24 protein-coding genes are annotated in these 22,027 nt (G+C 59.9%); 6 read left to right on the top strand and 18 right to left on the bottom strand.

What is annotated here, in order from left to right; all coding sequences use genetic code 11:
- Positions 1–4 precede the first annotated feature (4 nt).
- From KJS55_RS05840 to KJS55_RS05770, 15 genes are all read right to left on the bottom strand, one after another.
- The gene (locus KJS55_RS05840) at positions 5–1,237 is read right to left on the bottom strand and encodes an efflux RND transporter periplasmic adaptor subunit (protein WP_213542902.1); all 1,233 of its coding nucleotides are present in this window, start codon (positions 1,235–1,237) and stop codon (positions 5–7) included.
- A 15-nt stretch (positions 1,238–1,252) separates the two neighbouring features.
- Positions 1,253–2,614 (bottom strand): TolC family protein, encoded by a 1,362-nt coding sequence (locus tag KJS55_RS05835; RefSeq protein ID WP_213542901.1) that lies wholly within the window; start codon positions 2,612–2,614, stop codon positions 1,253–1,255.
- Positions 2,607–3,254, bottom strand: a complete 648-nt coding sequence (locus KJS55_RS05830; RefSeq protein WP_187027955.1) for a TetR/AcrR family transcriptional regulator — start codon at positions 3,252–3,254, stop codon at positions 2,607–2,609. Before KJS55_RS05830 ends, KJS55_RS05835 begins: the two co-directional genes overlap by 8 nt.
- Positions 3,255–3,625: 371 nt before the next feature.
- Positions 3,626–4,282, bottom strand: a complete 657-nt coding sequence (locus KJS55_RS05825; protein WP_213542900.1) for an HAD family hydrolase — start codon at positions 4,280–4,282, stop codon at positions 3,626–3,628.
- A gap of 94 nt (positions 4,283–4,376) precedes the next feature.
- The gene (locus KJS55_RS05820; protein ID WP_187027957.1) at positions 4,377–5,198 is read right to left on the bottom strand and encodes a histidinol-phosphatase HisJ family protein; all 822 of its coding nucleotides are present in this window, start codon (positions 5,196–5,198) and stop codon (positions 4,377–4,379) included.
- Positions 5,195–5,860 carry a bifunctional phosphoribosyl-AMP cyclohydrolase/phosphoribosyl-ATP diphosphatase HisIE gene (hisIE, locus tag KJS55_RS05815; RefSeq protein ID WP_283093705.1) on the bottom strand — a complete coding sequence of 222 codons (666 nt, stop codon included), beginning with the start codon at positions 5,858–5,860 and terminating at the stop codon, positions 5,195–5,197. Before hisIE ends, KJS55_RS05820 begins: the two co-directional genes overlap by 4 nt.
- 374 nt (positions 5,861–6,234) lie before the next feature.
- On the bottom strand, positions 6,235–6,990 hold the full coding sequence (hisF, locus tag KJS55_RS05810; RefSeq protein ID WP_187027959.1) for an imidazole glycerol phosphate synthase subunit HisF: 756 nt from the start codon (positions 6,988–6,990) through the stop codon (positions 6,235–6,237).
- Complete coding sequence (hisA, locus tag KJS55_RS05805) at positions 6,984–7,697, bottom strand: 1-(5-phosphoribosyl)-5-[(5-phosphoribosylamino)methylideneamino]imidazole-4-carboxamide isomerase (RefSeq protein WP_187027960.1); 714 nt, start codon at positions 7,695–7,697, stop codon at positions 6,984–6,986. The genes hisF and hisA overlap by 7 nt, the downstream gene beginning before the upstream one ends.
- A 176-nt stretch (positions 7,698–7,873) precedes the next feature.
- Positions 7,874–8,353: a pyridoxamine 5'-phosphate oxidase family protein gene (locus KJS55_RS05800; protein WP_228300472.1), complete on the bottom strand. Its 480-nt coding sequence runs from the start codon at positions 8,351–8,353 to the stop codon at positions 7,874–7,876.
- A gap of 30 nt (positions 8,354–8,383) precedes the next feature.
- Positions 8,384–8,995 (bottom strand): imidazole glycerol phosphate synthase subunit HisH, encoded by a 612-nt coding sequence (hisH, locus tag KJS55_RS05795; protein ID WP_187027961.1) that lies wholly within the window; start codon positions 8,993–8,995, stop codon positions 8,384–8,386.
- Between the two features lie 11 nt (positions 8,996–9,006).
- Positions 9,007–9,594: an imidazoleglycerol-phosphate dehydratase HisB gene (gene hisB, locus KJS55_RS05790; RefSeq protein ID WP_213542898.1), complete on the bottom strand. Its 588-nt coding sequence runs from the start codon at positions 9,592–9,594 to the stop codon at positions 9,007–9,009.
- Positions 9,595–9,611: 17 nt separating this feature from the next.
- Positions 9,612–10,676 (bottom strand): histidinol-phosphate transaminase, encoded by a 1,065-nt coding sequence (gene hisC / locus KJS55_RS05785; protein ID WP_187027963.1) that lies wholly within the window; start codon positions 10,674–10,676, stop codon positions 9,612–9,614.
- A 3-nt stretch (positions 10,677–10,679) separates the two neighbouring features.
- Positions 10,680–11,972, bottom strand: a complete 1,293-nt coding sequence (hisD, locus tag KJS55_RS05780) for a histidinol dehydrogenase (protein WP_187027964.1) — start codon at positions 11,970–11,972, stop codon at positions 10,680–10,682.
- Positions 11,969–13,537 (bottom strand): ATP phosphoribosyltransferase, encoded by a 1,569-nt coding sequence (gene hisG, locus KJS55_RS05775; protein ID WP_187027965.1) that lies wholly within the window; start codon positions 13,535–13,537, stop codon positions 11,969–11,971. The genes hisD and hisG overlap by 4 nt, the downstream gene beginning before the upstream one ends.
- Before the next feature lie 164 nt (positions 13,538–13,701).
- Positions 13,702–13,872 (bottom strand): hypothetical protein, encoded by a 171-nt coding sequence (locus KJS55_RS05770; RefSeq protein ID WP_187027966.1) that lies wholly within the window; start codon positions 13,870–13,872, stop codon positions 13,702–13,704.
- A 78-nt stretch (positions 13,873–13,950) separates the two neighbouring features.
- On the opposite strand from KJS55_RS05770, the gene KJS55_RS05765 reads away from it, so the two are divergent.
- From KJS55_RS05765 to KJS55_RS05750, 4 genes are all read left to right on the top strand, one after another.
- Complete coding sequence (locus KJS55_RS05765) at positions 13,951–14,205, top strand: helix-turn-helix domain-containing protein (protein WP_187027967.1); 255 nt, start codon at positions 13,951–13,953, stop codon at positions 14,203–14,205.
- A 41-nt stretch (positions 14,206–14,246) separates the two neighbouring features.
- The gene (locus KJS55_RS05760) at positions 14,247–14,591 is read left to right on the top strand and encodes a cupin domain-containing protein (RefSeq protein WP_213542897.1); all 345 of its coding nucleotides are present in this window, start codon (positions 14,247–14,249) and stop codon (positions 14,589–14,591) included.
- A 162-nt stretch (positions 14,592–14,753) separates the two neighbouring features.
- Entirely contained in the window at positions 14,754–15,242 is a 489-nt protein-coding gene (locus KJS55_RS05755; protein WP_213542896.1) for an RNA polymerase sigma factor, read from the top strand.
- On the top strand, positions 15,226–16,278 hold the full coding sequence (locus KJS55_RS05750; protein ID WP_213542895.1) for a DUF4179 domain-containing protein: 1,053 nt from the start codon (positions 15,226–15,228) through the stop codon (positions 16,276–16,278). The genes KJS55_RS05755 and KJS55_RS05750 overlap by 17 nt, the downstream gene beginning before the upstream one ends.
- Before the next feature lie 35 nt (positions 16,279–16,313).
- Here KJS55_RS05750 and KJS55_RS05745 read toward each other — a convergent pair whose 3' ends face one another.
- Positions 16,314–17,012: a FadR/GntR family transcriptional regulator gene (locus KJS55_RS05745; RefSeq protein ID WP_187027971.1), complete on the bottom strand. Its 699-nt coding sequence runs from the start codon at positions 17,010–17,012 to the stop codon at positions 16,314–16,316.
- 86 nt (positions 17,013–17,098) lie between these two features.
- Entirely contained in the window at positions 17,099–17,812 is a 714-nt protein-coding gene (locus KJS55_RS05740) for a FadR/GntR family transcriptional regulator (RefSeq protein ID WP_187027972.1), read from the bottom strand.
- 212 nt (positions 17,813–18,024) lie between these two features.
- Between KJS55_RS05740 and ilvD the strand changes: the two genes are divergently transcribed.
- Both ilvD and pepD read left to right on the top strand, forming a co-directional pair.
- Positions 18,025–19,692, top strand: coding sequence for a dihydroxy-acid dehydratase (gene ilvD / locus KJS55_RS05735; protein WP_213542894.1), 1,668 nt, complete (start codon positions 18,025–18,027; stop codon positions 19,690–19,692).
- 13 nt (positions 19,693–19,705) lie between these two features.
- Positions 19,706–21,130: a beta-Ala-His dipeptidase gene (pepD, locus tag KJS55_RS05730; RefSeq protein WP_213542893.1), complete on the top strand. Its 1,425-nt coding sequence runs from the start codon at positions 19,706–19,708 to the stop codon at positions 21,128–21,130.
- Between the two features lie 141 nt (positions 21,131–21,271).
- Here the strand turns inward: pepD and KJS55_RS05725 are convergent, their stop codons facing one another.
- Positions 21,272–22,015, bottom strand: coding sequence for a hypothetical protein (locus KJS55_RS05725; RefSeq protein WP_213542892.1), 744 nt, complete (start codon positions 22,013–22,015; stop codon positions 21,272–21,274).
- Positions 22,016–22,027 lie beyond the last annotated feature (12 nt).

Here is a 22,027-nt window from a genome sequence, read left to right as displayed (position 1 = left end):
GCGGTTATGCCTCCCCGGCTGGGGCCGGTGTATTGGCGTCCGGCATCTCCTCGCCAGCAGCGTCCGAGCTTTCCGAATCATTTCCAGGACTGACGATCCGGACTAGGTCACCGTCAGAGAGATATGCCTGTCCAACTGTCACCAGCTGTTGGCCCTCAGAGAGCCCGGAAAGCACCTCTGTCACGCCGTTTCCAGTGAGACCGGTGGTGATCTCCACATACCGGGCGGCATCGCCCTCCACCACAAATACATACTGGGTATCCGCACTGGTGAGAATGGCCTCAGAGGGGACTACCACCGCGTTTTCAGAGACATCTGTGTGGAAGGTCACATCGGCAAACATGCCCGAGAGCAAACCGCTTACCTCGGCGGGCACGGCGAGTGTGACGGTATACAGCTTAGTCTGTAGATTGGCCGTCCGCTCAACAGAACGGATGACGGCGGTAAAGGCCGCCCCGGCGGCGCTGACCGACACATCCGCCTCATCGCCAATAGCAAGCTTGGGAACCAACGCCTCGGAAACGGAGACCGTGACTTTCATCTGGTCTCCCCCATTGATGACCGCGAGAGGCGCACTGTTGGAGATCATGCTTCCCTCCACGGCATTCATCGTGGCCAAGGTCCCAGAGATGGGGGCGATGACGTTGCCGGAGGCATCCACGTTCTCCAAAGCGGTGTCCAGCTGGTCCAGACCGCTCTTGGCGTTCTGGATGCCGGCCTCCAGCTGGGCAAGCGTTGAATTCCGGCTGGCCACGGCCGTTTGATAGTTGACTTCCGCCTGGTCTACCTCTAGCTGGGAGGCGGCGCCAATCTCAAAGAGCGCCTGGGTGTTGGTCACATTGTCCTGGGCCAGCTGCACCTGCTTATCCAGAATGGACTTTTGGTCCTGGTAGCTCTGCACGGCAGAATTGTAGCTGATGCGGGCCGCATTGTAGCTGGCAAGGGAGCTGCCGAGCTCCAGAGTGCAAAGAACGTCTCCGGCCTTCACCAGATCGCCGGCCTGGAAATACACAGCGGTGCACTTGGCTGCGCTGGCGATCAGAATGGTGGAGGAATTTTCGGCGCTGACCTGGCCGGAGACCGTGTTTTCCGCCGAGATGGTGCCGGCGCTGACTGACTCCACCTGGACGGCAACGCCTGCCGTCTCCTGCGGCTGGGCCTCCTCGCCGCCGCAGGCAGTCAGGGTCAAAGCGGCCGTGGCCGCTAGCAAAAGGGCTTTCATGCGCTGATGTCTCATAATGGGCAACTCCTGTCAGTTCAAAATGCCGTGCTGCACGGCCCAGCAGTAGGTGTTGTAGGCGGAGAAGAGATCAATTGCGGCGCTTTGCACCGCCTCCTCCGCGTCGGAGAGATCGTCCGCTGCATCCAGCAGGGTATTGTGGGAGATGGTGCCCTGTTGGTACTGAAGCTCCGAAGATGCATAGCTGAGCTTTTGGGTCTCCAAAGAGACCTTGCTGGCCTCCCAGATCTGCCGGTAGTCGTTTACCTGGTCATAAAGGGCCTGGAAGCGCCGCTCATAGTCCTGGACGGTGTTGTTATAGGTGTACTGGGCCGCCTGCCAGGTGTGCTTGGCCTGGCGGGAGGTCAGGCTGTCGCCGCCGCCGTAGTTGTCCTCAAAACTCTCCCGCTCATCTGAGAGTGTGTTGGAGGCAGCCAGGAGCTCATAGCTCTGCTCTTTGGCGGCTTGCAGGTCCGCCTCTACATCCATGGAGGCGATCTGCTTTTCGGTCACAGTGGGCACCGCGCCCATTTGGATGGCGCCGGTCATATCCGCGCCCAGCAGCATTTCTAACTGGTTTTTATAAGTACGGATATTCATCTGCAGTGTTGCAAGGCCGCTGGCGAGGCTGGCCTGGCCGGCCTTGGTCTGAGAGAGCTGCAGGGAGGAAATCTGGCCCAGCTGATGCCGCAGCTCCATCTCCTCCACTGTGCGATTCATAGCAGCTAACTGCCGCTGGAGGGATGCCTCCTGCAATTCCATGGCGGCCAGAGCCACATAGGTGGTCTCGCCGGCCATAATGATCTGATCCTGAAGATTTTTCAGCTGGCGCATGCTGCTGGTATTGTCCTCCTGCATGTCGCCGTCCTTGATGGCGTCAAACTGCTCACGGACGGCCTCATAGGCCTGATCCATCTGCTCATAGGCCAGCGTGCCGCTCTGACCCATCAGGACCATATACCATTGCCCCTTGGCAATCTGATTGAGCTGTTTGCGCAGGTCCTCCTGCAGGTCGGCGTAGTCAATGCTCTCCAGCATATCCACGCTCTCCTGCAAGGACAATACCTGGAGGTTGCTCTCCCGCATCCGCCGCTCCACATTTTCAAAGGTGACGCTGCCCACCGCGTCCGGGACATAGCCGGTGTCGATCAGATCCCCGGTCTCCGGGTCTGTGGCAGGAGCCGGGTCCGGACCTGCGGGGGAACTAGTCTCTGACTCTTCGGCACCTTCGATCTCTCCGTCCTCCGGAGATTCTGAGGCGGCTTCGCCGTCCAAGGTTTCCCCTGCGGTTTCCGTTGGATCGTCGGAACCGGCCTCCTCTGCCAGAGCTGACACGGCACATAAGGATACAACCAATAGCAGCGCCAGCATCAAGGCAATCCATTTTTTATGCATATGTAACCTCCTTGGTGGAATGTTCAGATACCAAAGACAGGCTGCCGTGCTGAAGAATCTCCAGGCGCAGCTGTAATCCCCGGCGGTGGCGGTCCACCTCGTCCGGAGCGGCCAGCGTGTCCTTCACAGCGGCGGCCAGAGCCAGAAGCGACAGAAAGAATACCTGCTGGACATAGTCCGGCTCCTGGCTGCGAAGGGCAGAGGGGTCCAACGTCTCCCAAGCACTCTCCAAAAAGCAATGGTGATCCGGAGGGTCTGAGAGCATAAGCTGCAAAAACAGGCCGGAGTTCAGCCGCAGAATCCGCAAACATCGCTCGAAGAGCGGATCGGCAGCGGGGCCATGCTGAACAAAGCGGTCATAACAGAGGGGAATGGTACGGAACAGGTCTCCGTCGCTTTGGATGGACAGCTTTCGGAATTCCTCCTCAAAGTGATCCCGAATGAGGCCCATGAGGTCGGAGAACAGGTCCCACTTATCCAGAAAGTACTGGTAAAAGCTACCCCGGGGAACTCTGGCTCTCCGGACAATCTGGTTGATAGACGCCTCTGCAAAACTGGCGGTGGTGAATTCCTCCCAAGCCGCCTGCAGAAAACGATTCCGCTTTTCCTCCGGCAGGCGGAGGAAGGTGTCTGTGCACATATGTGTTCACCCCTTCCTGAGATGACATGATGTCACTTTGTGACAAACTGTCATCATTATATACACAGAGGGTCACAGTGTCAATTGTTTTTTCCGGTGCAAATGTGAAACTAAAAAGGCAGGATGCCGAAAGCATCCTGCCTTTTGGATAAATGGGAAGCCCTCTGGCCTCAGATATCAGGACAAAAGCTGGCCTGTCAAGCAGCATACCCCAAAAGCTGCCAAAAGGGGACCGGCCCTGCCGCCGGTAGAGGCAAAGTCTTCGGTTGAGTCAGCAGCTTTTCTGCCAGAAAAAACAAGGCCCAGCAAAATTCTGGAAAGCTGCTTGGATCTGTTCTTATGAACAACCTGTCATCCACCGCTATGCATTTTTAAAGGGAGCCCAGAATCAACCGCTCCAAAGCATCCGCGGTATCCGACAGAAAATCGGCCCCGGCGTCAATCAGGGACTGCCGGGAGCGGAATCCCCAGGTGACGCCGCAGGCGGCAAGACCGGCATTGTGACCGGTCTGGATGTCCACACTGCTGTCCCCCACGAAGAGGGCTGTCGTTGGATCAGCATGCAACGCTTCTAGGATGGCGGAGACAACGGCAGGGTCCGGCTTGACCGGAACTCCGTCCAGCTTGCCCCGGACCAGGGAAAAGCGGCCGGGGAAGTAGTGCTCGATCAGTTGGCGGCTGAAATCATCCGCCTTGTTGGAACACACCGCGAGACAGATTCCGGCATCGCGCAGGCGGCTCAGCAGAGCAGGGATACCGGAGTAGGGGCGGGTGTGGTCCATGCTGTGGGCACCATAGTAGGCAGAGAATTGAGCCAGTGTGCCGTCCACGTGCGCCTCGTCCCGGTACGCCTCTGGCGAGAACTGTGTCACCAGGTTCCGAATACCGTGGCCCACCATGGCGCGGAACTCCTCCACGGAGTACACGGGCCAGCCATTTTCCCGGCAGACGTGGTTGCCTGCGGCGGCCAGATCTTCAATGGTGTCCAACAGGGTTCCGTCCAGATCAAAGAGTACAGTTTGATACATAAGCACCTCGCGGATTTTGGAATACCCGCATTGTAACAGATTGTAGCGCTCACCGCAACCAGTAAAAGGAGCAAGAGCCGGATGGCTCAATGCTTTATAGGGCACAGGACACCGGTCCCGCCGCCGTCAGCAGGACAGAGGCTGCGAAGCCCGCGGCCCTGGCTAGCGCCGCGGCCTCGTCATAGCCATGGAGCAGCGTGGAGGCAGCATGGGCATCAGCAGAGAGAAGAATCTGCCCGCCCATTTCGCGCCACTCCCGCAGGAGGAAGAGCGCCGGGTAGGGGGTCTTTCGATACCCCCGGGCCATGCCGCCGGTGTTGATCTCCAGAAGTGTCGCGTGGGGGTCCGCCGTGTGGAGGGCCTCCAGCGCCGCATGCCGGTAGCGGAGGGCGTCTTCGTCAAAGAAGCGGCTCCCGGCGTTGAGCTTGGTGATAAGGTCTAGATGGCCCAAAACGGTGGGCCGCAGGGCTGCCACCCGGGCTACCTCCCGGAAATACCCTTCGGTGACGGCCAGAGCGTCCCCGCCGAAGAGTTCATCCCGACAGGCGGCGAAGTGCTCCTCGCCCCAGTCGGCGGCGTAGTAGCGGCCCCGGCCGTCGGTGAGGTAGTGAACGCTGCCGATCCAGTAGTCAAAGCCTGAGGAAGAGACGTCAGACTGGCTGTCCCATTCCAGGCCCAGAAGAACCTCCATCCGCCCGGCGTAGGTTTTCCGCAGGCGGAGCACCGTATCCCGATATGCTGTCATGTCGGCGGGCAGGACCGCGCCCTCGTCGTCGGGGATGGGAGTGTGACTGTGGCAGGAGAGGCCAAAATACCGGATGCCCTGGGCAAAGGCCGCGGCGGCCATGGCCTCCGGCGTGTCTCGGCCGTCGCAGAGGGTGGCGTGGTTATGGACGGAGCAGAGTTTCGGCGTCATTGCATACGCTCCTGCTTGACTTTGTGATCCACCACATGACGCTTTTCCAGCTCGGCCGTGATATCCTGTACCGAGATGCCCATCTGCACCATCAGAACCATCACGTGATAGGTGAGATCCGCAATCTCATAGATAGTCTCCTCCCGGTCCTCCTTGCGGCCGGCGATGATGACCTCCGTGCACTCCTCGCCCACCTTTTTGAGAATTTTGTCCAAACCCTTTTCAAAGAGATACGTGGTGTAGCTTCCTTCCTTGGGGCTGGTTTTGCGGCCCTCGATCAGGTGGTACAGTCCCTCATAGCTGAACTGCTTGAGCTCGTCGGAGAGGTAGAGGGGATTGAAAAAGCAGCTCTCCGCGCCGGTATGACAGGCGGGGCCCTCCTTAACGACTTCGACTACCAGCGCGTCGCCGTCGCAGTCTGCTGTGATGGACACCACGTGCTGGACATGGCCGCTGGTTTCGCCCTTGCGCCAAAGTTCCTGGCGGCTGCGGCTCCAAAAGCAGGTGCGGCGCTCGTCGATGGTGATGGCTAGGCTCTCAGCGTTCATATAGGCCAGGGTCAGGACCTCCTTGGTATCGTGGTCCTGGACGATGGCGGGGATGAGGCCGTGTTCGTCAAATTTCAGTTCCATAAACATACTCCTTTGGATGTCGGCTAACATTGATTCGGCACCGTGCAGATTTCCCTCTGTGCCGGTTGTTGAAGAAGCTCCTTTGGCAGGGGTGGATGGCAGATTCTTTCCTTTCAATGGGGAAATTGGCGAATTTCCTGCTCTGCAGCTTTTTCCAAGATGCTCCTATATTCATAAGGGCCGCAGACGCTGGATAAAGCGTTTACCAGGCACGATCATCAAATCCCTTTGATAAGCGGCTCATGGAGTCGTTACCGCCGCTCTTCTCAAAGGCCTCGGCCGTATATCAGCGCCTGTGTTACCGCCAGTTTCAAGGGAAGAGTGTCAAATCCCCAATAGGGCCCTTCGGGTTGGGGAGGAGGGCTTTGCTTTTTCGGGGATCAAGCAATCCCACACATCCCCTTTTAAATCCGCATCTCCACGCCTTTTTTACACAGATACCGCTTCAATTCCTGAATCTCTACCTGGCGGGTGTGGAAGATAGAGGCCGCCAGCCCCGCGTCGATACCGGGATGGGTGAAGAGCTCCGCAAAGTCCTCCATCCCCCCTGCGCCGCCGCTGGCCACGATGGGCACGGACACCAAAGCGGACAGAGCGTCCAGCATCTCCAGATCGAATCCGCGTCGGACGCCGTCAGTGTCAATGGAGTTGAGCACAATCTCCCCGGCACCGCTTTCCACGCCCCGGACCGCCCACTCCATGGCATCGATGCCGGTATTTTCCCGGCCGCCCTTGGCGAAGAGGCAAAAGCGTCCGTCTACCCGCTTGACGTCCATGGAGAGCACCACGCACTGGTTGCCGTACTTTCTGGCGGCCGCGGCGATGAGAGAGGGGGTTGCGATGGCGCCGGAGTTGACGCTGACCTTGTCGGCACCGCACTTCAAGACCCGGTCAAAGTCCTCCAAGGTTCGGATGCCGCCGCCCACTGTCAGTGGAATGAAGACCTCGGATGCCACGCGGCGGAGGATGTCCGTGAAGAGGTTCCGGCCCTCAGCAGAGGCGGTGATGTCATAGAACACCAGCTCGTCAGCCCCGGAATCGTTGTAGAACCGAGCCATCTCCACCGGGTCTGCCAGGTCCCGGAGTCCCTCAAAGTTGACGCCCTTCACCACCCGGCCGTCCCGGACGTCGAGACATGGGACAATGCGCTTGGCTAACACACGCCCACCTCCTCCAGAACAGCTTTCAGATCCAGTCGCCCGGTGTACAGGGCTTTCCCCAGAATCGCGGCGTGCGTACCGATACGCTGAAGCTCCCGCAGTTCATCCAAAGAGCTGATGCCGCCAGAGGCAGTCACCCGCAGACCGGCAATGCCCGCCAGCTCCCGGTAGACAGAGAGGTTCGTGCCCTGCTCTGCCCCGTCCCGGCTGATGTCGGTGTAAATAATCGTCCCGACACCGGCATCATACAACCGCCTGCAAAAGTCCACGCCTTTTTCCGGGGAGAGTTCCTTCCAGCCATTGATCGCCACATATCCGTCCCGGGCGTCCACACCCACGGCAATTTTTTCGCCGTACTTTTCCGCCATCCGAGCAGTGAAGGCAAAGTCCTTGACGGCCACGGTGCCTAGGATACAGCGGCTCACCCCCAGGTCCAGGTACTCCCGAATCCGGTCCTCGGTGCGAATGCCGCCGCCCACTTCGATGAAAAGGCCGCCCTGGCGGGCAATGGCGGCGATACTCTCAAAGTTTGCCAGAGTACCGTCTCGGGCACCGTCCAGGTCCACCACGTGAAGGCAGCCGGCATCAAGGAACTCCCGGGCAACGGCGCAGGGGTCCTGACCATAAACGGTCATCTGGTCATAATCACCTTGGTACAAACGGACGACCTGGCCGCCGGAGAGGTCAATGGCGGGAAAAATCTGCATGGCTTTGCTCCTTTTATCATAGAATCCCGGCCGTTTTACGCCGTGGAAGGCAGCGACCGGTCAGATGTATCAAGCGGGGGCTGCCGGAAGCCGAATTCTGCCGGAAACATACCATCCTGTCGGCAGGCTTCAAGGATTTGGAATCGTGCATGCAGCTTCCAGGCAATCTGTGTCTTTCAGAGATGTTCCTTGCAGGTGAGGGCCTGTGCCTCCAGCCGATAGACGCACACACTGTTCAGCGCAGCGTCGGGAAACTCCCAGTTTTCGCTGCCGGCGGCGTGAGCCATGACGAGGGAGAGGGCCCTGCGCTTTTCCTCCGCGTCCTCCACAAAGGAGACGGGCCCCTCAGCGATGATGCTGCGGAAGGCGGCGCTGTGGCCGCAGGCCCGGTCCGCCCGGTGTAGCTGATAGCCCTCCTCCATCTGCATACAGGCCCAGCCAGTGTCCCGGATGAGGTCGATCTTCCGGCCCTCCCGGGCGCCGTGGAAGTAGAAGACAGTCCGCCCGTCCTCCACGGCGTAGCCGAAGTTCACCGGCACCACATAGGGCTTTCCCTGGTCAGAAAAGCCTAGATGACAATAGGGGCAGGCGGCAATGATGCTGAGGATTTTTTCGGGGTCCTTGATCTCCCGATCCTGCCTTCGCATAGGTCTCATAAAAAATGTCTCCTTCCATTGGGGTGGGCATCAGAGCTCTGAAAATGCCTTTAAAAGCCGCAGGCCCGCGTCACCGGATTTCTCCGGATGGAACTGTGTGCCGTAGACGTGGCCGCTCCGCACAACGCCTGTGACCGACGCAGCTCCGTATTGGGAAACGGCCAGGGTGTTCCCGGTGCAGCCGGTGGCGTAAAAGCTATGGACATAGTAGACGTATTCTCCGTCCCGGAAATAGCGGAAGATGGGGTCCTGGCGTAAAATCTCCAGGCTGTTCCAACCCATGTGGGGAACTTTCAGGGTCGGATCTCCCAGGCCCTGCCGCAGGTCCGTTACCTGCCCCGGGATGAGTCCCAGTCCGACATGCTCTCCGTATTCAAAGCTCTTATCAAAAAGCAACTGCATCCCAAGGCAAATGCCCAGCAGAGGCTTTCGCTCCGCCTCCGCCCGGAGAACCGGAACCAGACCGGTGGCGTCAAGTTTTGCTTTGGCATCCCCAAAGGCGCCCACGCCAGGGAGAATCATCCGATCAGCAGCCCGGACCCGCTCCGGGTCCCGGGTGATTTCCGTCTGCTGGCCCAAGGCGCGGAGGCTGGAGGAGAGGGAAAAGAGATTTCCCACACCATAATCCACAATGGCGATCATAGATGGCCTCCTCACAGGGTTCCCTTGGTACTGGGGATGTCATGGAGATGCTTTTGATCCATGGCCACCGCCCCTTTTAAGGCTCGGCCCATGCCCTTGAAAATGGCCTCCAAAATATGATGGGTGTTTCTCCCGGCGATTTGCCGGATATGGATCGCCCCGGGGCAGTTTCGGACAAAGGCCAGCCAAAATTCCTCGGCAAGCTCTGTGTCAAAATCTCCTACCTTCTGGGCGGGAAAATCCACCGACCAGCCAAGGTAGTCCCGCCCGGAGAGATCACAGGCGCACAGAACCAGCGTCTCGTCCATGGGCAGCAGGGACTGACCGTAACGGGTGATGCCCCGCTTGTCTCCCAGGGCCTGGGTGAAGGCTTGACCCAGACAGATGCCGATGTCCTCCACAGAGTGGTGGAAGTCCACCTGCGTGTCTCCCTCACAGCGTACCGCCAGGTCAAAATCCCCATGGCGGGCAAAGAGCTCCAACATGTGGTCCAGAAAGCCCACGCCGGTGGAAACTTCCGCCTTGCCGAGGCCGTCCAGGGTCAGGGCTAAGGTGATCGATGTCTCGCGGGTGTTCCGCTGAATCCTTGCGCTGCGCATAGCAGTCCCTCCTTTTGTCACATGTCCAGCAGCCGGGCGATCTCATCCACCAGCGCCGCCATCTGCTCCGCAGAGCCGATGGTGACACGGATATAATCCCGGATGCGGGGCTGATCGGCCCACCAGCGGACCAGAATACCGTTCTCCTTCAACGTCCGGTACAGCGTCTCGCCGGACATCCGGTCACTTTTGGCCAGGATGAAATTGGCGCTGGAGGGCAACACAGTAAAGCCCAGCGCCTCCAGCTCCCGGGTGGTCCAGGCACGATTTTTCTCAATGGCGGCGATAGAATCGCGGAAATAATCCTCGTCCTCCATGGCAGCGGCGCCGGCGATGAGAGAGAGGCGGTTGACGTTGTAGGGGTTGAAGCTGTACTTCACCCGGTTCAACGCGGAGATCAGCTCCGGTGAACCCAGGGCGAAGCCCACCCGCCCGCCCGCCAGGGACCGGCTCTTAGACATGGTCTGAGTTACCAGAAGGTTCTCGTAGCGGAGAATCATGGGCACGCAGCTCTCGGCACCGAAGTCCACATACGCCTCGTCCACGATCACCACCCGGTCCGGGTTGGACTCCACCAGACGCTGGATGTCCGTCCGAGGCAGGGCAATACCAGTGGGGGCGTTAGGGTTGGCGATGACCACGGTGCCGGGGAAGTTCAGATAGTCCTCCACACGCAGAGTGAAGTCCTCCCGCAGGGGGACGACGGTGGCCTCCAGGCCGAAGAGAGCCGACTGCGCCTTGTAAAAGCCGTAGGTGATGTCGGCGTAGGCCACGCCCCGGCCCTGGCCGCAGAAGGCTCGAAAGGCAAAGGCCAGAACTTCGTCAGACCCATTGGCAGCCAGGACGTTCTCCCGCCGCAGCCCATAGCGGGCGGCGATGGCGTCCGTCAGAACGCCGCAGGTGGGGTCGGAGTAGAGGTTCAGCTTCAAAACCTCCGCCCGGGAGAGAGCCTTGACCACTCTGGGAGAGGGGGAGAAGGGACTTTCGTTGGTGTTGAGCTTGATATACTGAGCGTCCGTGGGCTGCTCGCCGGGAGTGTAGGGGGCGAGGCAAGCCGCCTCAGTTGAGAGAAAACGGCTCATGGATCACATCTCCTTTGTTTCGGATTCACAGCGGATCAGGACGGAGCGGGCATGGCCCTCCAGCCCCTCCCGCCGGGCAAACTCCGCGATGCGGGGGGCGGCCTCCGCCAGAACGTCTTGGGAATAGTATAGAAAACTGGAGCGCTTGATAAAGTCATCCACGCCCAGGGGACTGGAAAAACGGGCCGTGCCGGAGGTGGGCAGCGTATGGTTGGGGCCGGCGAAGTAGTCGCCCAGCGCCTCCGGCGCGCTGCGGCCTAAGAAGATGCTGCCGGCGTTCCGGATTCGGGGCAGCAGAGCGAAGGGGTCCTCCACGCACAGCTCCAGGTGCTCCGGAGCGATCCGGTTGGCGGCGTCCACCGCCGCGTCCAGGCTGCGGGTGAGGAGAATCTTTCCGTTTTCCTCCACGGACCGCCGCGCAATCTCCCGCCGAGGCAGACGCTCCAGCTGGACCTCCACCTCCCGCTGCACCGCCTGGGCGAGGGGGAGACTGTCCGTTACCAGCACGGCGGAGGAAAACACGTCATGCTCCGCCTGGCTGAGCAGGTCCGCCGCCACAAAGTCCGGGCGGCAGCCGCCGTCCGCCAGCACCAGGATTTCGCTGGGGCCAGCGACCATGTCAATGGCCACCCGACCGAAGACCTTCCGCTTGGCTGTAGCCACATAGATCCCGCCGGGGCCCACAATTTTATCCACCCGCGGCACGCTCTCGGTGCCATAGGCCAGGGCCGCCACCGCCTGTGCGCCGCCCAGCTTGAAGATTCGGTCCGCGCCGGCGATACGTGCCGCCGCCAGAGCCGCTGGGCTGATGCTGCCGTCCCGCTCCGGCGGTGTGACCAGCACAATCTCCTCCACGCCGGCGATCTTGGCCGGAATGACATTCATCAAAATGGTGGAGGGGAAAGCCGTGGGACTGCTGGGCACACATACACCCACCTTTTCAATGGGCGTGTAGCGCTGGCCCATGATGATGCCGGGGCGGTCGGTCAGGCAGAAATCCCGGTGGACCTGCTGGGCATGGAAGCGGCGGATGTTCTCCGCCGCCAGCTCCAGCGTGGCGCGGAAGTCCGCGTCCAGGGCGGCCCAGGCGGCGTCCAACTCCGCTCCGCTCACCTGCAAGCTCCCCAGCTCCGCGCCGTCCAGCTCCCGGGTGTAGCGGCGCAGGGCACCATCGCCATGGAGCCGCACATCTTCCAGGATGGCGTCCACCGCAGCGTCCACTTCCGCCTCGGCACGGATGTCCCGATTTAAAATCTCCTCCGGGGCGAGAGTTTCCAACTCGTAGATTCGCATCATGGCTCCATCACCTCCGCCAGTTTCTGTACCAGGGTGTCGATCTCCCGGCGCCGGAACTGATAGCTGGCCCGGTTGGCGATTAGCCGGGCGGAGATGGGCATGAACTCTGTGAGCACCTTGAGATGATTTTCCCGCAGGGTGGTGCCCGTCTCTACAATATCCACGATCACATCGGAGAGGCCCAGCAGGGGAGCAAGCTCGATGGAACCGTTCAGTTTGATGATGTCAATGTCCCGGCCCTGGGCGGCGTAGTAAGCTTTGGCAATATTTACGAACTTGGTGGCTACCCGCAGCGTGCGGCTTGGGTCGTCCACGAAGTCCTGGGGGCCCGCCACGCACATGCGGCACCGGCCTAGACCGGTGTCCAGCAGTTCATAGATGTCTGCGCCGGACTCCGCCAGGATGTCCTTGCCGACGATACCCACATCCGCTGCGCCATGCTCCACATAGATGGCCACGTCGCTGGGTTTGACCAGGAAGTAGCGGATGCCGGCCGCGGGGTTTTCCACCACCAGCTTGCGGCTCTCCTGGTAGTTCTCCGGGCAGCCATAGCCCACACCCGCCAGCAGGCTGTAAACCCGATCCCCCAGACGGCCCTTGGGCAGCGCCACACTCAGCATGGCGGGACGCTCTGCCGCATCGTCCAGGCGGTTCAGCTCGTCAAGGTACAGGGCGAAGCCGACGGCCCGGGCACCGGGACGGAACCGGGCGGCCAGGGGGTCGTACCGCCCACCCTTGAGCACCGCCCGGGGCGCTCCCGCGAGGTACCCCTGCAATACCAGGCCGTTGTAATATTCCATGTCGTTGACCAGAGACAGGTCCAGCCGCAGGTGTTCCGTCTGGCCCTGAGACGCGAGGGCGGCGCACAGCGTCCGCAGCTCCTCCAGTGCCGCTCCCATGGCGGCGTTGAGGGCCAGAGGCTCCGCCTCCTCCAAAACCTGCTCCCAGGAACCGGACAGGGCACTGAGACAGCACAGAGCTTCGGCCCCCTGCCTGGAGAGACCCGCCTCCGCCGCCTGTTTTTGAAGCTCATGCTTATTTTTCTCCCGGATGCAGGTCAAAAGCCCGGGACAGGCGGACTCCGGCGCGCCTACGGCATCCAGAAGACCGGCCACAAATCCCATGTGGCCCGCCTCCAGGGCGAAGGCCCGCCCGGACAGGGCCAGGCTCTGCAGGGCCAAAGAAACCGCTTGGGCCGTGACGCCGTCATCCACCGCGCCGATACACTCCAGACCGATCTGGCGGATTTCCTGGAAGGTGTGGCTTTCCTGGCTGGGGCGGTATACATTTTCCGAGTAATAGTAGCGACCGCAGCCCTGCGGCTCCACCTGGGCGTTTTTGGCGATGGAGAGGGTGACATCCGGCTTGAGGGCCAACAGGCGGCCGTCCAGATCTGTAAAGGTGATGACCTGCTCACTAGGCAGGAAACTGCGGTTTTTCTGGTAGAGGCCGTACTCCTCAAAGCGGCTCATATGGTACTGCCGGAACCCCGAGCGTTCATACAGCATCCGCAGCTGCAGCGTTAGACGCTCCTGCGGCTTCAAGATATTCCAATCCAATTCCATGGGCGATTCCCCCCGACACCATTGATGAAGCCTATTGTACTTTCTTTTATTAGCAAAGTAAAGTGGTAATTCGGTAATAAATAAAATTCTGCTCTTTGCACAAAGTCTCCGGAGATGCAAAGACCGGATACAGGAATTTTACACCCTGCATCCGGTTTTTGCAATCACGTTTCCGCCTCGCGGCGGGAGGGTGGAAGGGGAACGCCCCGTGCGTCCAGATACTGAATGAGCCGGGCCACGCACACTTCGTCGCTCTCTCGCTCCGCGATGATGCGGGCGATTTCCCGCAGGGGCTTGCTGAAGGGCTGAGGATGTGCGGCAGGAACTTTCATCATAGATACCTCCATATATGGATATTCTAACACGGAGAGCTTTTTATAATCAAGATAGAATATCTATATATGGAGACTTCCATGAACCGAAGCACGCCGAAAAAACGGAATATCGGGAGAAAGGTCGCCCACTATCGGGAGGCCCGGGGCCTGACCCAGAAGGAACTGGCCGCGCGGCTACAGACGGCGGGCTGCGACATGACCTCCGAAATGATCTGGAAGGCGGAAAATGGCCGCAGGTGCCTGTCCATCTTCGAGATCGACAAGCTGGCGGAGGTATTGCACGTGGACTATAACGCCCTGTTCGCCCAGGACGAGCCGCCGCTGGACATTTGAACGAAGCTATGGTAGGATGACACCAAAGGAGGAGAGATCACATGGTAACACGCTCTGATCACTGTCCCCGCAGGACCGCCCGGATCCAGGGCGGAGAGGGGATTGTCCACATCAAGGACCTGACCGACCGGGAGGGGCTGTACGGCCACGGGAAGATGTTCTCCCATATCGTGGTAAACCCGGGCTGCTCCATCGGCTATCATGACCACCAGCACGAGACAGAGTTCTACTATATCCTCCGGGGCGAGGCGGTGTTCAATGACGATGGAACGGAGGTGCCGGTCCATCCCGGCGACATCTGCGCCACCGGGTTCGGCCAGCACCACGCCCTGGAAAACCGGGGCAAGGAGCCGGTGGAACTGATCGCCCTGATTGTGACGGAGTAAAAAAGAGCGGCTCAGCCGCTCTTTTTTATTGTCCTGCGGGGCCTGGAAACCCAGCGGTTTCGTGCAAGCCACATGACGGCTGCACCGTTTTTTGAAGCGGATGAAAGTTTTTCCGCCAGTGCGTCGTATTCCTTATGAGCGCGCTCCAAAGGAGTTGATAGAATGGACTATAAACAGCAGGCGGAACGGCTGGCCAACACCTATGCCGACGCGATTCTCCGCCTGAGCTATGCCTATTTGAAAAATACCCAGGACGCCCAGGATGTGTGCCAGACGGTATTCGTCCGGCTGCTGACGGAACCCAGGGAATTTGAGAGCGGGGAGCACGAGCGGGCCTACATCCTGCGGATGGCGGCCAACGCCTGCAAAGACTTGCTGAAAAGCCCTTGGCGGCGGCGCACCTGCGACCTGGAAGCCTGTGCCCAGGTTCCAGCCCCGGAGACGTCCGACGGGTCGGTGCTCGCGGCGGTGAATCAGTTGCCGGCCCACTACCGCTCAGTGATCTACCTCTTTTACTATGAGGGCTATCAGGCGTCTGAGATCGGGGAGATCTTGGGGGTGCCCACGGCCACCATCCACACACGGCTTGCCCGGGGACGGGCGAGGCTGAGAGAACTTTTGGGAGGAACGGAATATGAACAGACAGTTTGAATATACCAGCGCCATGCAGGACCTGCACTTCACCCCGCAGCAAAAGGTGGAGATCGCGGCCCGGGCGGCGGAGGCGGCACAGGCCGCGCCTCGCCGGAAGCGGCGGCCCATCGGCCGGACTGCGCTGATCGCTGCATGCCTGACCGTGGTGCTGGCGGTGAGCGCCGGGGCAACCGGCGTTTTGAAGTCCGCCATCGACGTGTTCTCGCCCATCTTCGGCGGCAGCGCCGCCCAGACGGAGATCATCGACAAAATCGGCTATCCCGTGGGCGCCAGCGACACGGACAATGGTGTGACCATCACCGCCGACGCCGTGATGGGCGACCGGTACAACGCCGTTGTCATCTATACCATCAGCCGGGACGACGGCACCGCCCTGTTGCCGGAGGGGGCGGAGGACGCCATGCTGCTGGTTCACGGAAATGGCACAGACCTGAGCATTCTGGGCGGCACTCATGGCGGCAGCTACTTCGTGGTGGAGGACCCCGCCGCCAGCTCCATCCAGATGGTGGAGACCCGCAGCTCGGACGTTCCTCTCAACGACTGTACCGCCACGGCGGTGTTTGAGAATCTTTATCAGTGGGACGAGGAGACCGGCGAGGCAGTCCCCATCGTGGAGGGAAAGTGGAAGCTGAAGTTTGAGATGGCCTATGAGGACAGCTCCATCACCTTGGGCAGCGGAGAGACCTTCTCCCAGGGCGGCATGACCTTTACCATTGACGCTGTCACGATTTCTCCCGTGGCCTATAAGGTGGACTACGCGGTGGACAGGGAAGTGGTCTGGAGTGAGAGTGGGAGCGGACGGCAGGACCCGGAGGACGCCCGCCAGATGGAACAGTATCTGGAAAATGTAGAGATTCTGCTGACCAAGACCGACGGCACGGTAATCGACCTCTCCAATGCCGGCGGCAGCATCGGCCCGGAGGATGGGAAGACGGTGTGCTCCAAGGGCGAGGTGTTTGATGAGATTCTTCCCCTGGAGGAGTTGGCAAGCGTCAGTGTGGGCGGCGTGGAGTTCCCCATTCCCGCAGAATAAGAAAAAGAGCGGCAAAAGCCGCTCTTTTTTGTTGGTCAGGAGTGATCCCAGGGATCGCCCTCCTCATGCAGATTGAGACACAGCATAGTCCGACGCAGGTGCAGGTCCATGGCTTGTCTTGCTCCATCAGCATCCCGCACCTTGAGAAATTTCATCAACAGGGCGTGATCCTGAAGGGTATACTCTGTCAGCATATCCTCGGCCCGCTGCATCCGGGCGGATTCTGTGGCTGCACAGTTGATGGCGGGAAGCAGACGGGATAAAAACACATTGCGGGAAGCGGCAATAATGGCCTGATGGAAGGCCCGGTCTGCCTCCAATCGGCTCTGGCCAGAAAGAGCGGCCTGCTCCACCGCAGCGCCCAGGGACAAAATGTGATCAATTTCCTGGTCAGATGCCCGCCGGCAGGCCATCGCCGCCATGCCCGGCTCAAACAGCAGGCGGGCCTCCAACAGGTCCTGGAGGCGGGAACCTGCCGGGGTCAGCTGTTCAAAGTCACAGTGGTCCCCCGCATGAATTTGGGAGGACACAAAAGTGCCCCGTCCCCGGTGAATGACCAAAATGCCCTGGGCAGCCAAAATATGAATCGCCTCCCGCAGCGTTGTGCGGCTGATGTGCAGCTTTGTTGCCAACTCATTTTCATTGGGCAGCTGCTCGCCCGGGGCCAATACGCCGTCAGCGACCATTTCGTACAGCGTATCCGCCGTTTGCTGAGAGAGATTTCGTTTTTTCACATAGATTATCTCCTTTGCTGGATCAAACAGGGATTGCGAGACACCTGCATAAAAACAGGCAGAGAGGGTACGCAATCTGAGAGGACTTAGCAGGCGGAGAAGGGTGGCAGCTCCATCTCCGCCTGCAGGTGCAGATGATTGATCGCCCGATGCAGGTGAATGGCCATGGCCTGCTTGGCTCCGGCCGCATCCCGGGCCTTCATAAATTCCATTAAAAGGGCATGATCCTGCAAGGTGATTTCCTCCAGTACCGTCTCCATGCTGCGCAGCTGAATGGCTTCCATCACCGCACGGTTGATGATGGGCACCAGACGGATGAGAAAGTCGTTATGAGAGGCGGAGACAATGGCCTGATGAAAAGCTTGGTCATATTCAGTCCGGTCTCGTCCAGTGCGAATGGCATCCTCCACTGCGGCACCCAGAGACAGAATGTGCGCAATCTCTTCGTCGGATGCCCGCCGGCAGGCCATGGCGGCCAGATCTGGCTCAAATAGGAGGCGGGCCTCAAACAAATCCCGCAGGCGGGAGCGCACCGCTGACAGGCTGCCCAAGTCGCACCGGCCGCTGCGCTGAGCCTCCGCCGCCACAAAAGTCCCCTTGCCCCGGTGAACCACCAGAATACCCTGAGCGGCCAGGAGATGGATCGCCTCCCGCAAAGTAGCGCGGCTGATACCGAGCTGGACCGCCAACTCATTTTCATTGGGCAGCTGGTCGCCGGCCTGCCAGAGGGCGTCATCCGTAATCATCTCATACAAGGTGTCCGCAGACTGTTGGGCAAGGCTACGCTTTTTCAAAGGCATCCGCTCCTCTTTTGATGTAGATTCCCTCATTATACGGGAGCCGCCGGCGAAAAGCAAGAGGGCTGACCGCCGCCTCCGGGACAGGCCGCGGAAGGTCGGCGTGATTTGATAGAAGGGAATGAAGGAGGCATTGACATTTTGACAGGAGAATGGCATAATGATGTCTGACAAGATTAAAACCTGTCTGATATATTTTGAGAGGAGACGGAGACATGAACAGTGATAAAGTTACGCAAGGTGTAGACCGAGCGCCCCACCGGTCCTTATTTTACGCCGCAGGCTTTACAGATGAGGAGCTGAGCAAGCCGCTGATTGGCGTGGTCTGCGCCCAAAGTGATATCATTCCGGGCCACATGCACCTGAGCAAGCTGGCGGAAGCGGTAAAGGCCGGTATCTACGCCGCCGGCGGAACGCCGGTGGTGGTTCCTGCGATTGGTGTGTGTGATGGGATTATTATGGGGCACAAGGGGATGCACTACTCCTTGGCGTCTCGGGAGCTGATTGCGGATTCGGTGGAGACCCTGGCGGCAGCCCACTGCTTTGACGGCTTGGTGCTGATTCCAAACTGTGACAAGATCGTGCCCGGCATGCTGATGGCGGCGCTGCGGCTGAACCTGCCGGCGATTGTCTGCTCTGGCGGCCCGATGCTGGCGGGATGCGTGGACGGGAAAAAGACCAGTCTTTCCCAGATGTTTGAGGCGGTGGGGGCATACAAGGCAGGTCTGATCGATGAGGCGGAGCTGCGCCGCCGGGAGCTGGCCAGCTGCCCGACCTGCGGTTCCTGCTCCGGGATGTTCACCGCCAACTCCATGAACTGCCTATGCGAAGCGCTGGGGCTGGCGCTGCCGGGAAACGGAACCGTTCCCGCACCATACTCCAACCGGCTGCTGCTGGCTAAGCACACCGGGGGACAGATCATGGAACTGGTGAAGCGGGATATTCGGCCCCGCGATATTGTCACCATGGCGGCGCTGCGAAACGCCATCACCGTGGACATGGCCCTGGGGTGCTCCACCAACAGTGCCCTGCACCTGCCCGCCATTGCCCATGAGGCGGGGCTCAGGCTGGATTTGAAGCTGTTTAACGAGATCAGCGAACGGACGCCGAACCTGTGCCACTTGGCGCCAGCCGGCGAGCACTACATGGAGGAGCTGGAGGCGGCCGGCGGCGTCAGCGCCGTGATGAAGGAACTGGCGGACGCGGGGTTCCTGGATGACAACGTTCTCACAGTGACTGGCAAGACCTTGGGCGAGAATGTCGCCCACGCCGAAAACCGGGACCCGGAGATCATCCGGCCCCTGTCCAATCCCTATTCCGCCACCGGTGGTCTGGCGTTCTTGTTCGGCAATATTGCGAAAAACGGGTGTGTGGTCAAGCGCAGCGCCGTGGCGCCGGAGATGCGGGTCCACTCCTGCACGGCGCGGGTGTTCAACAGCGAAGACGAGGCGGTTGAGGCCATCTACGGCGGGAGCATCCATGCGGGGGATATTGTGGTCATCCGGTATGAGGGTCCCAAGGGCGGCCCCGGCATGCGGGAGATGCTGGTCCCCACCTCCGCGCTGGCGGGCATGAAGCTGGATCGAGAGGTGGCGCTGCTGACAGACGGCCGCTTCTCCGGCGCCTCCCGGGGGGCCTCCATCGGCCATGTGTCTCCAGAGGCTGCGGCTGGCGGGGAAATCGGCCTGTTAGAGGACGGCGACGTGATTGACATCGATATGGATCACTACACGATTGAGGCCCGGGTGACAGAGGAGGAGTTTGCCCGGCGCCGGAACTCCCAGGTGATGCCAGAGTCCTGGGTGCGGGGCGGCTGGCTGGCACGGTATCAAAAGCTGGTCTCCTCCGCCGATGAGGGTGCGATCCTGCGGGATACACTCTGACGGGAGGCACACAATGGAACTTCGGAATCTCCACTATTTCCGGGAGATCAGTGCAATTCCCAGAAAATCCTTCCACGAGGAAAAGATTGCGGACTATCTGGAGGCGTTTGCACGGACTCATGGCCTCTGGCACACACGCGATCAGCTGCATAACGTCGTATTCAAAAAGCCCGGAAGCGCGGGACGGGAACAGGAGGCGCCGCTGATGCTGCAGGCACACACAGACATGGTGTGTGCCAAGGAGCCGTGGAGTCGGCATGATTTTCTGAGGGACCCTATTGAAATCCGGGAGAAGGACGGCTGGATGATGGCCAATGGAACAACTCTGGGGGCTGACGACGGGGCTGGAGTTGCCAATATTCTGGGGCTGCTGGATGAGCCGGCGCTCTCGCATCCGCCGCTGGAGTGTGTGTTCACGGTGCAGGAGGAAGATGGAATGGGCGGCGCCAAGGGGCTGGACATGTCCGCGCTGCGAAGCAGACGAATGATTGGTCTGGACGGCATTCAGGAGGGGACCACCATCTACTCCGCCTCCGCTGTGCGGGGCTGCAAATTCCAGGCGAAGTTCTGCCAGGACGCCGCACCGGCAGAGAACACATACCGGCTGACGGTTTCCGGCTTGACCTCCGGACATGGGGCGCTGATGATTGGCGCGGAGCGGGCCAATGCCATCAAGGTAGCGGCCCGCCTGCTGCGGCAGCTCTCAAGAGCCTGCGGAATCCGGCTTTCGGAGATACGGGGCGGTGGGCTCATTCATGTGATTCCCCGGGAGTGCGCGGTGGTATTTGCCGCCACACCGGACCTGGAGGTTCTGCGGGAGGTACTATCCGGCTTGATGCGCCAAATTCACGCGGAGTACGCGGAGACCGACCCGGGAATGGAGATGGTCCTGGAACGCGCAGATGCAGGAGAGACGGCCTGGACCACAGAGGCGGACAGCCGGAGGCTGCTGGATTTTCTCTACCTGCTGCCTGTGGGCGCCCAGAAGCGGACAGCGGGAAAGTATGAGCAGGTGGAGGGCTCGTTCAATCTGTCGATCCTCCAGTTTCAAAACGGCACGCTGGACTGCGACCTGGTATGCCGTTCCAACTACCCGGTCTCCATAGAGGAGCTTTGGCAGACAGCACAGGCCTACGGGGAGCAGTTCCATGTGGATGGCAGGATGACGATGGATTACGCAGGATATCATGTCCCCACGGATTCACCCTTGATCCGCCTGTGGGATGCGGTATACCGGGAGAATACCGGGCAGGCGCTGAGGCTTACTTATATGCACTCCGCACTGGACGCAGGGACCATCTGCGAGCGGCTGGGCATTTCGGATATGATTGTGGTCATGCCCACCGTGCTGGATGTACATACCCCACAGGAGCGTATGAATGTGGATTCTTTCTGCCGCACCTATGAATATCTGAAACAGATTCTGATAAGGACCTGAAAGCCCAGGCGCATAGCGCCTGGGCTTTCCCATCTCCTGCTCTATGGACAGATGCGGCACAGATAGCCAAGGCGGAACATTGCGGCAGCCAGATGAAAACGCATCCGTTCCGATTGGAACGGATGCGCGTAAAAAGACATCTTACAACTGCTTGACCGTATAATAAACCGCCAGGCCAAACACGATAATTGCAAGGGCCCACATGACATAATAGGCAGCCGTGGAACTGAATAGAACAATGACCATGGCGGCAAGGGAGAGACCGCAGGCAACATATACCGGCAGGGGGTCTGCCTTTGCTGGAAGGAGCTTGTCCAGCTTTTTCCGTGCCACCTGAACCAACAAAATCACCAGCAACGCCAGATAGATAATGGCGGCAATCTTCACATATAGTCCCACAACCACACTGGAAAGCGCCCGCCGGCAAACCCAGAGGGCGATCAGTGTTACGCCAAGAATGGTAAGGGACAGTGCACATTCCCGGTCATACAGGCTCCACAAAATGCCCAACAGCATCACAACAGGGACGACAACCATCAAAAGCGTCATAAATGACATATTCCAGCGGACCAGTCCGGCTACTGCACTGATATAGAAACCAGCGCCGATCACCAGACAGCCAATCCGAAACTTCGGATTGCCCCGCCATAGAAAGGCACATACCACGCCGGCGACCAGAACCGCCGCGCCGACACCCACCAAAACCCAGAGATAGCTGTCATACCATGTGATTCGCTGAAGATCGGAATCTGCATTTACATAAAACCGGCGAATCAGAAGCAGATACAGCTCCGCAACACAGCCAGCCAGAAAAAACTTCATGGCGCCGTTCATAGGCTCGTCCCGCCTTGCGGGCTTTGTCCGTTTGTTTGGATTCTTCGACATCTATCAAAACCT

Origin of the sequence: Pusillibacter faecalis, assembly GCF_018408705.1 — a bacterium.
Classification (GTDB): domain Bacteria; phylum Bacillota; class Clostridia; order Oscillospirales; family Oscillospiraceae; genus Oscillibacter; species Oscillibacter faecalis.
This window is presented reverse-complemented; position numbering and strand designations above follow the sequence as displayed.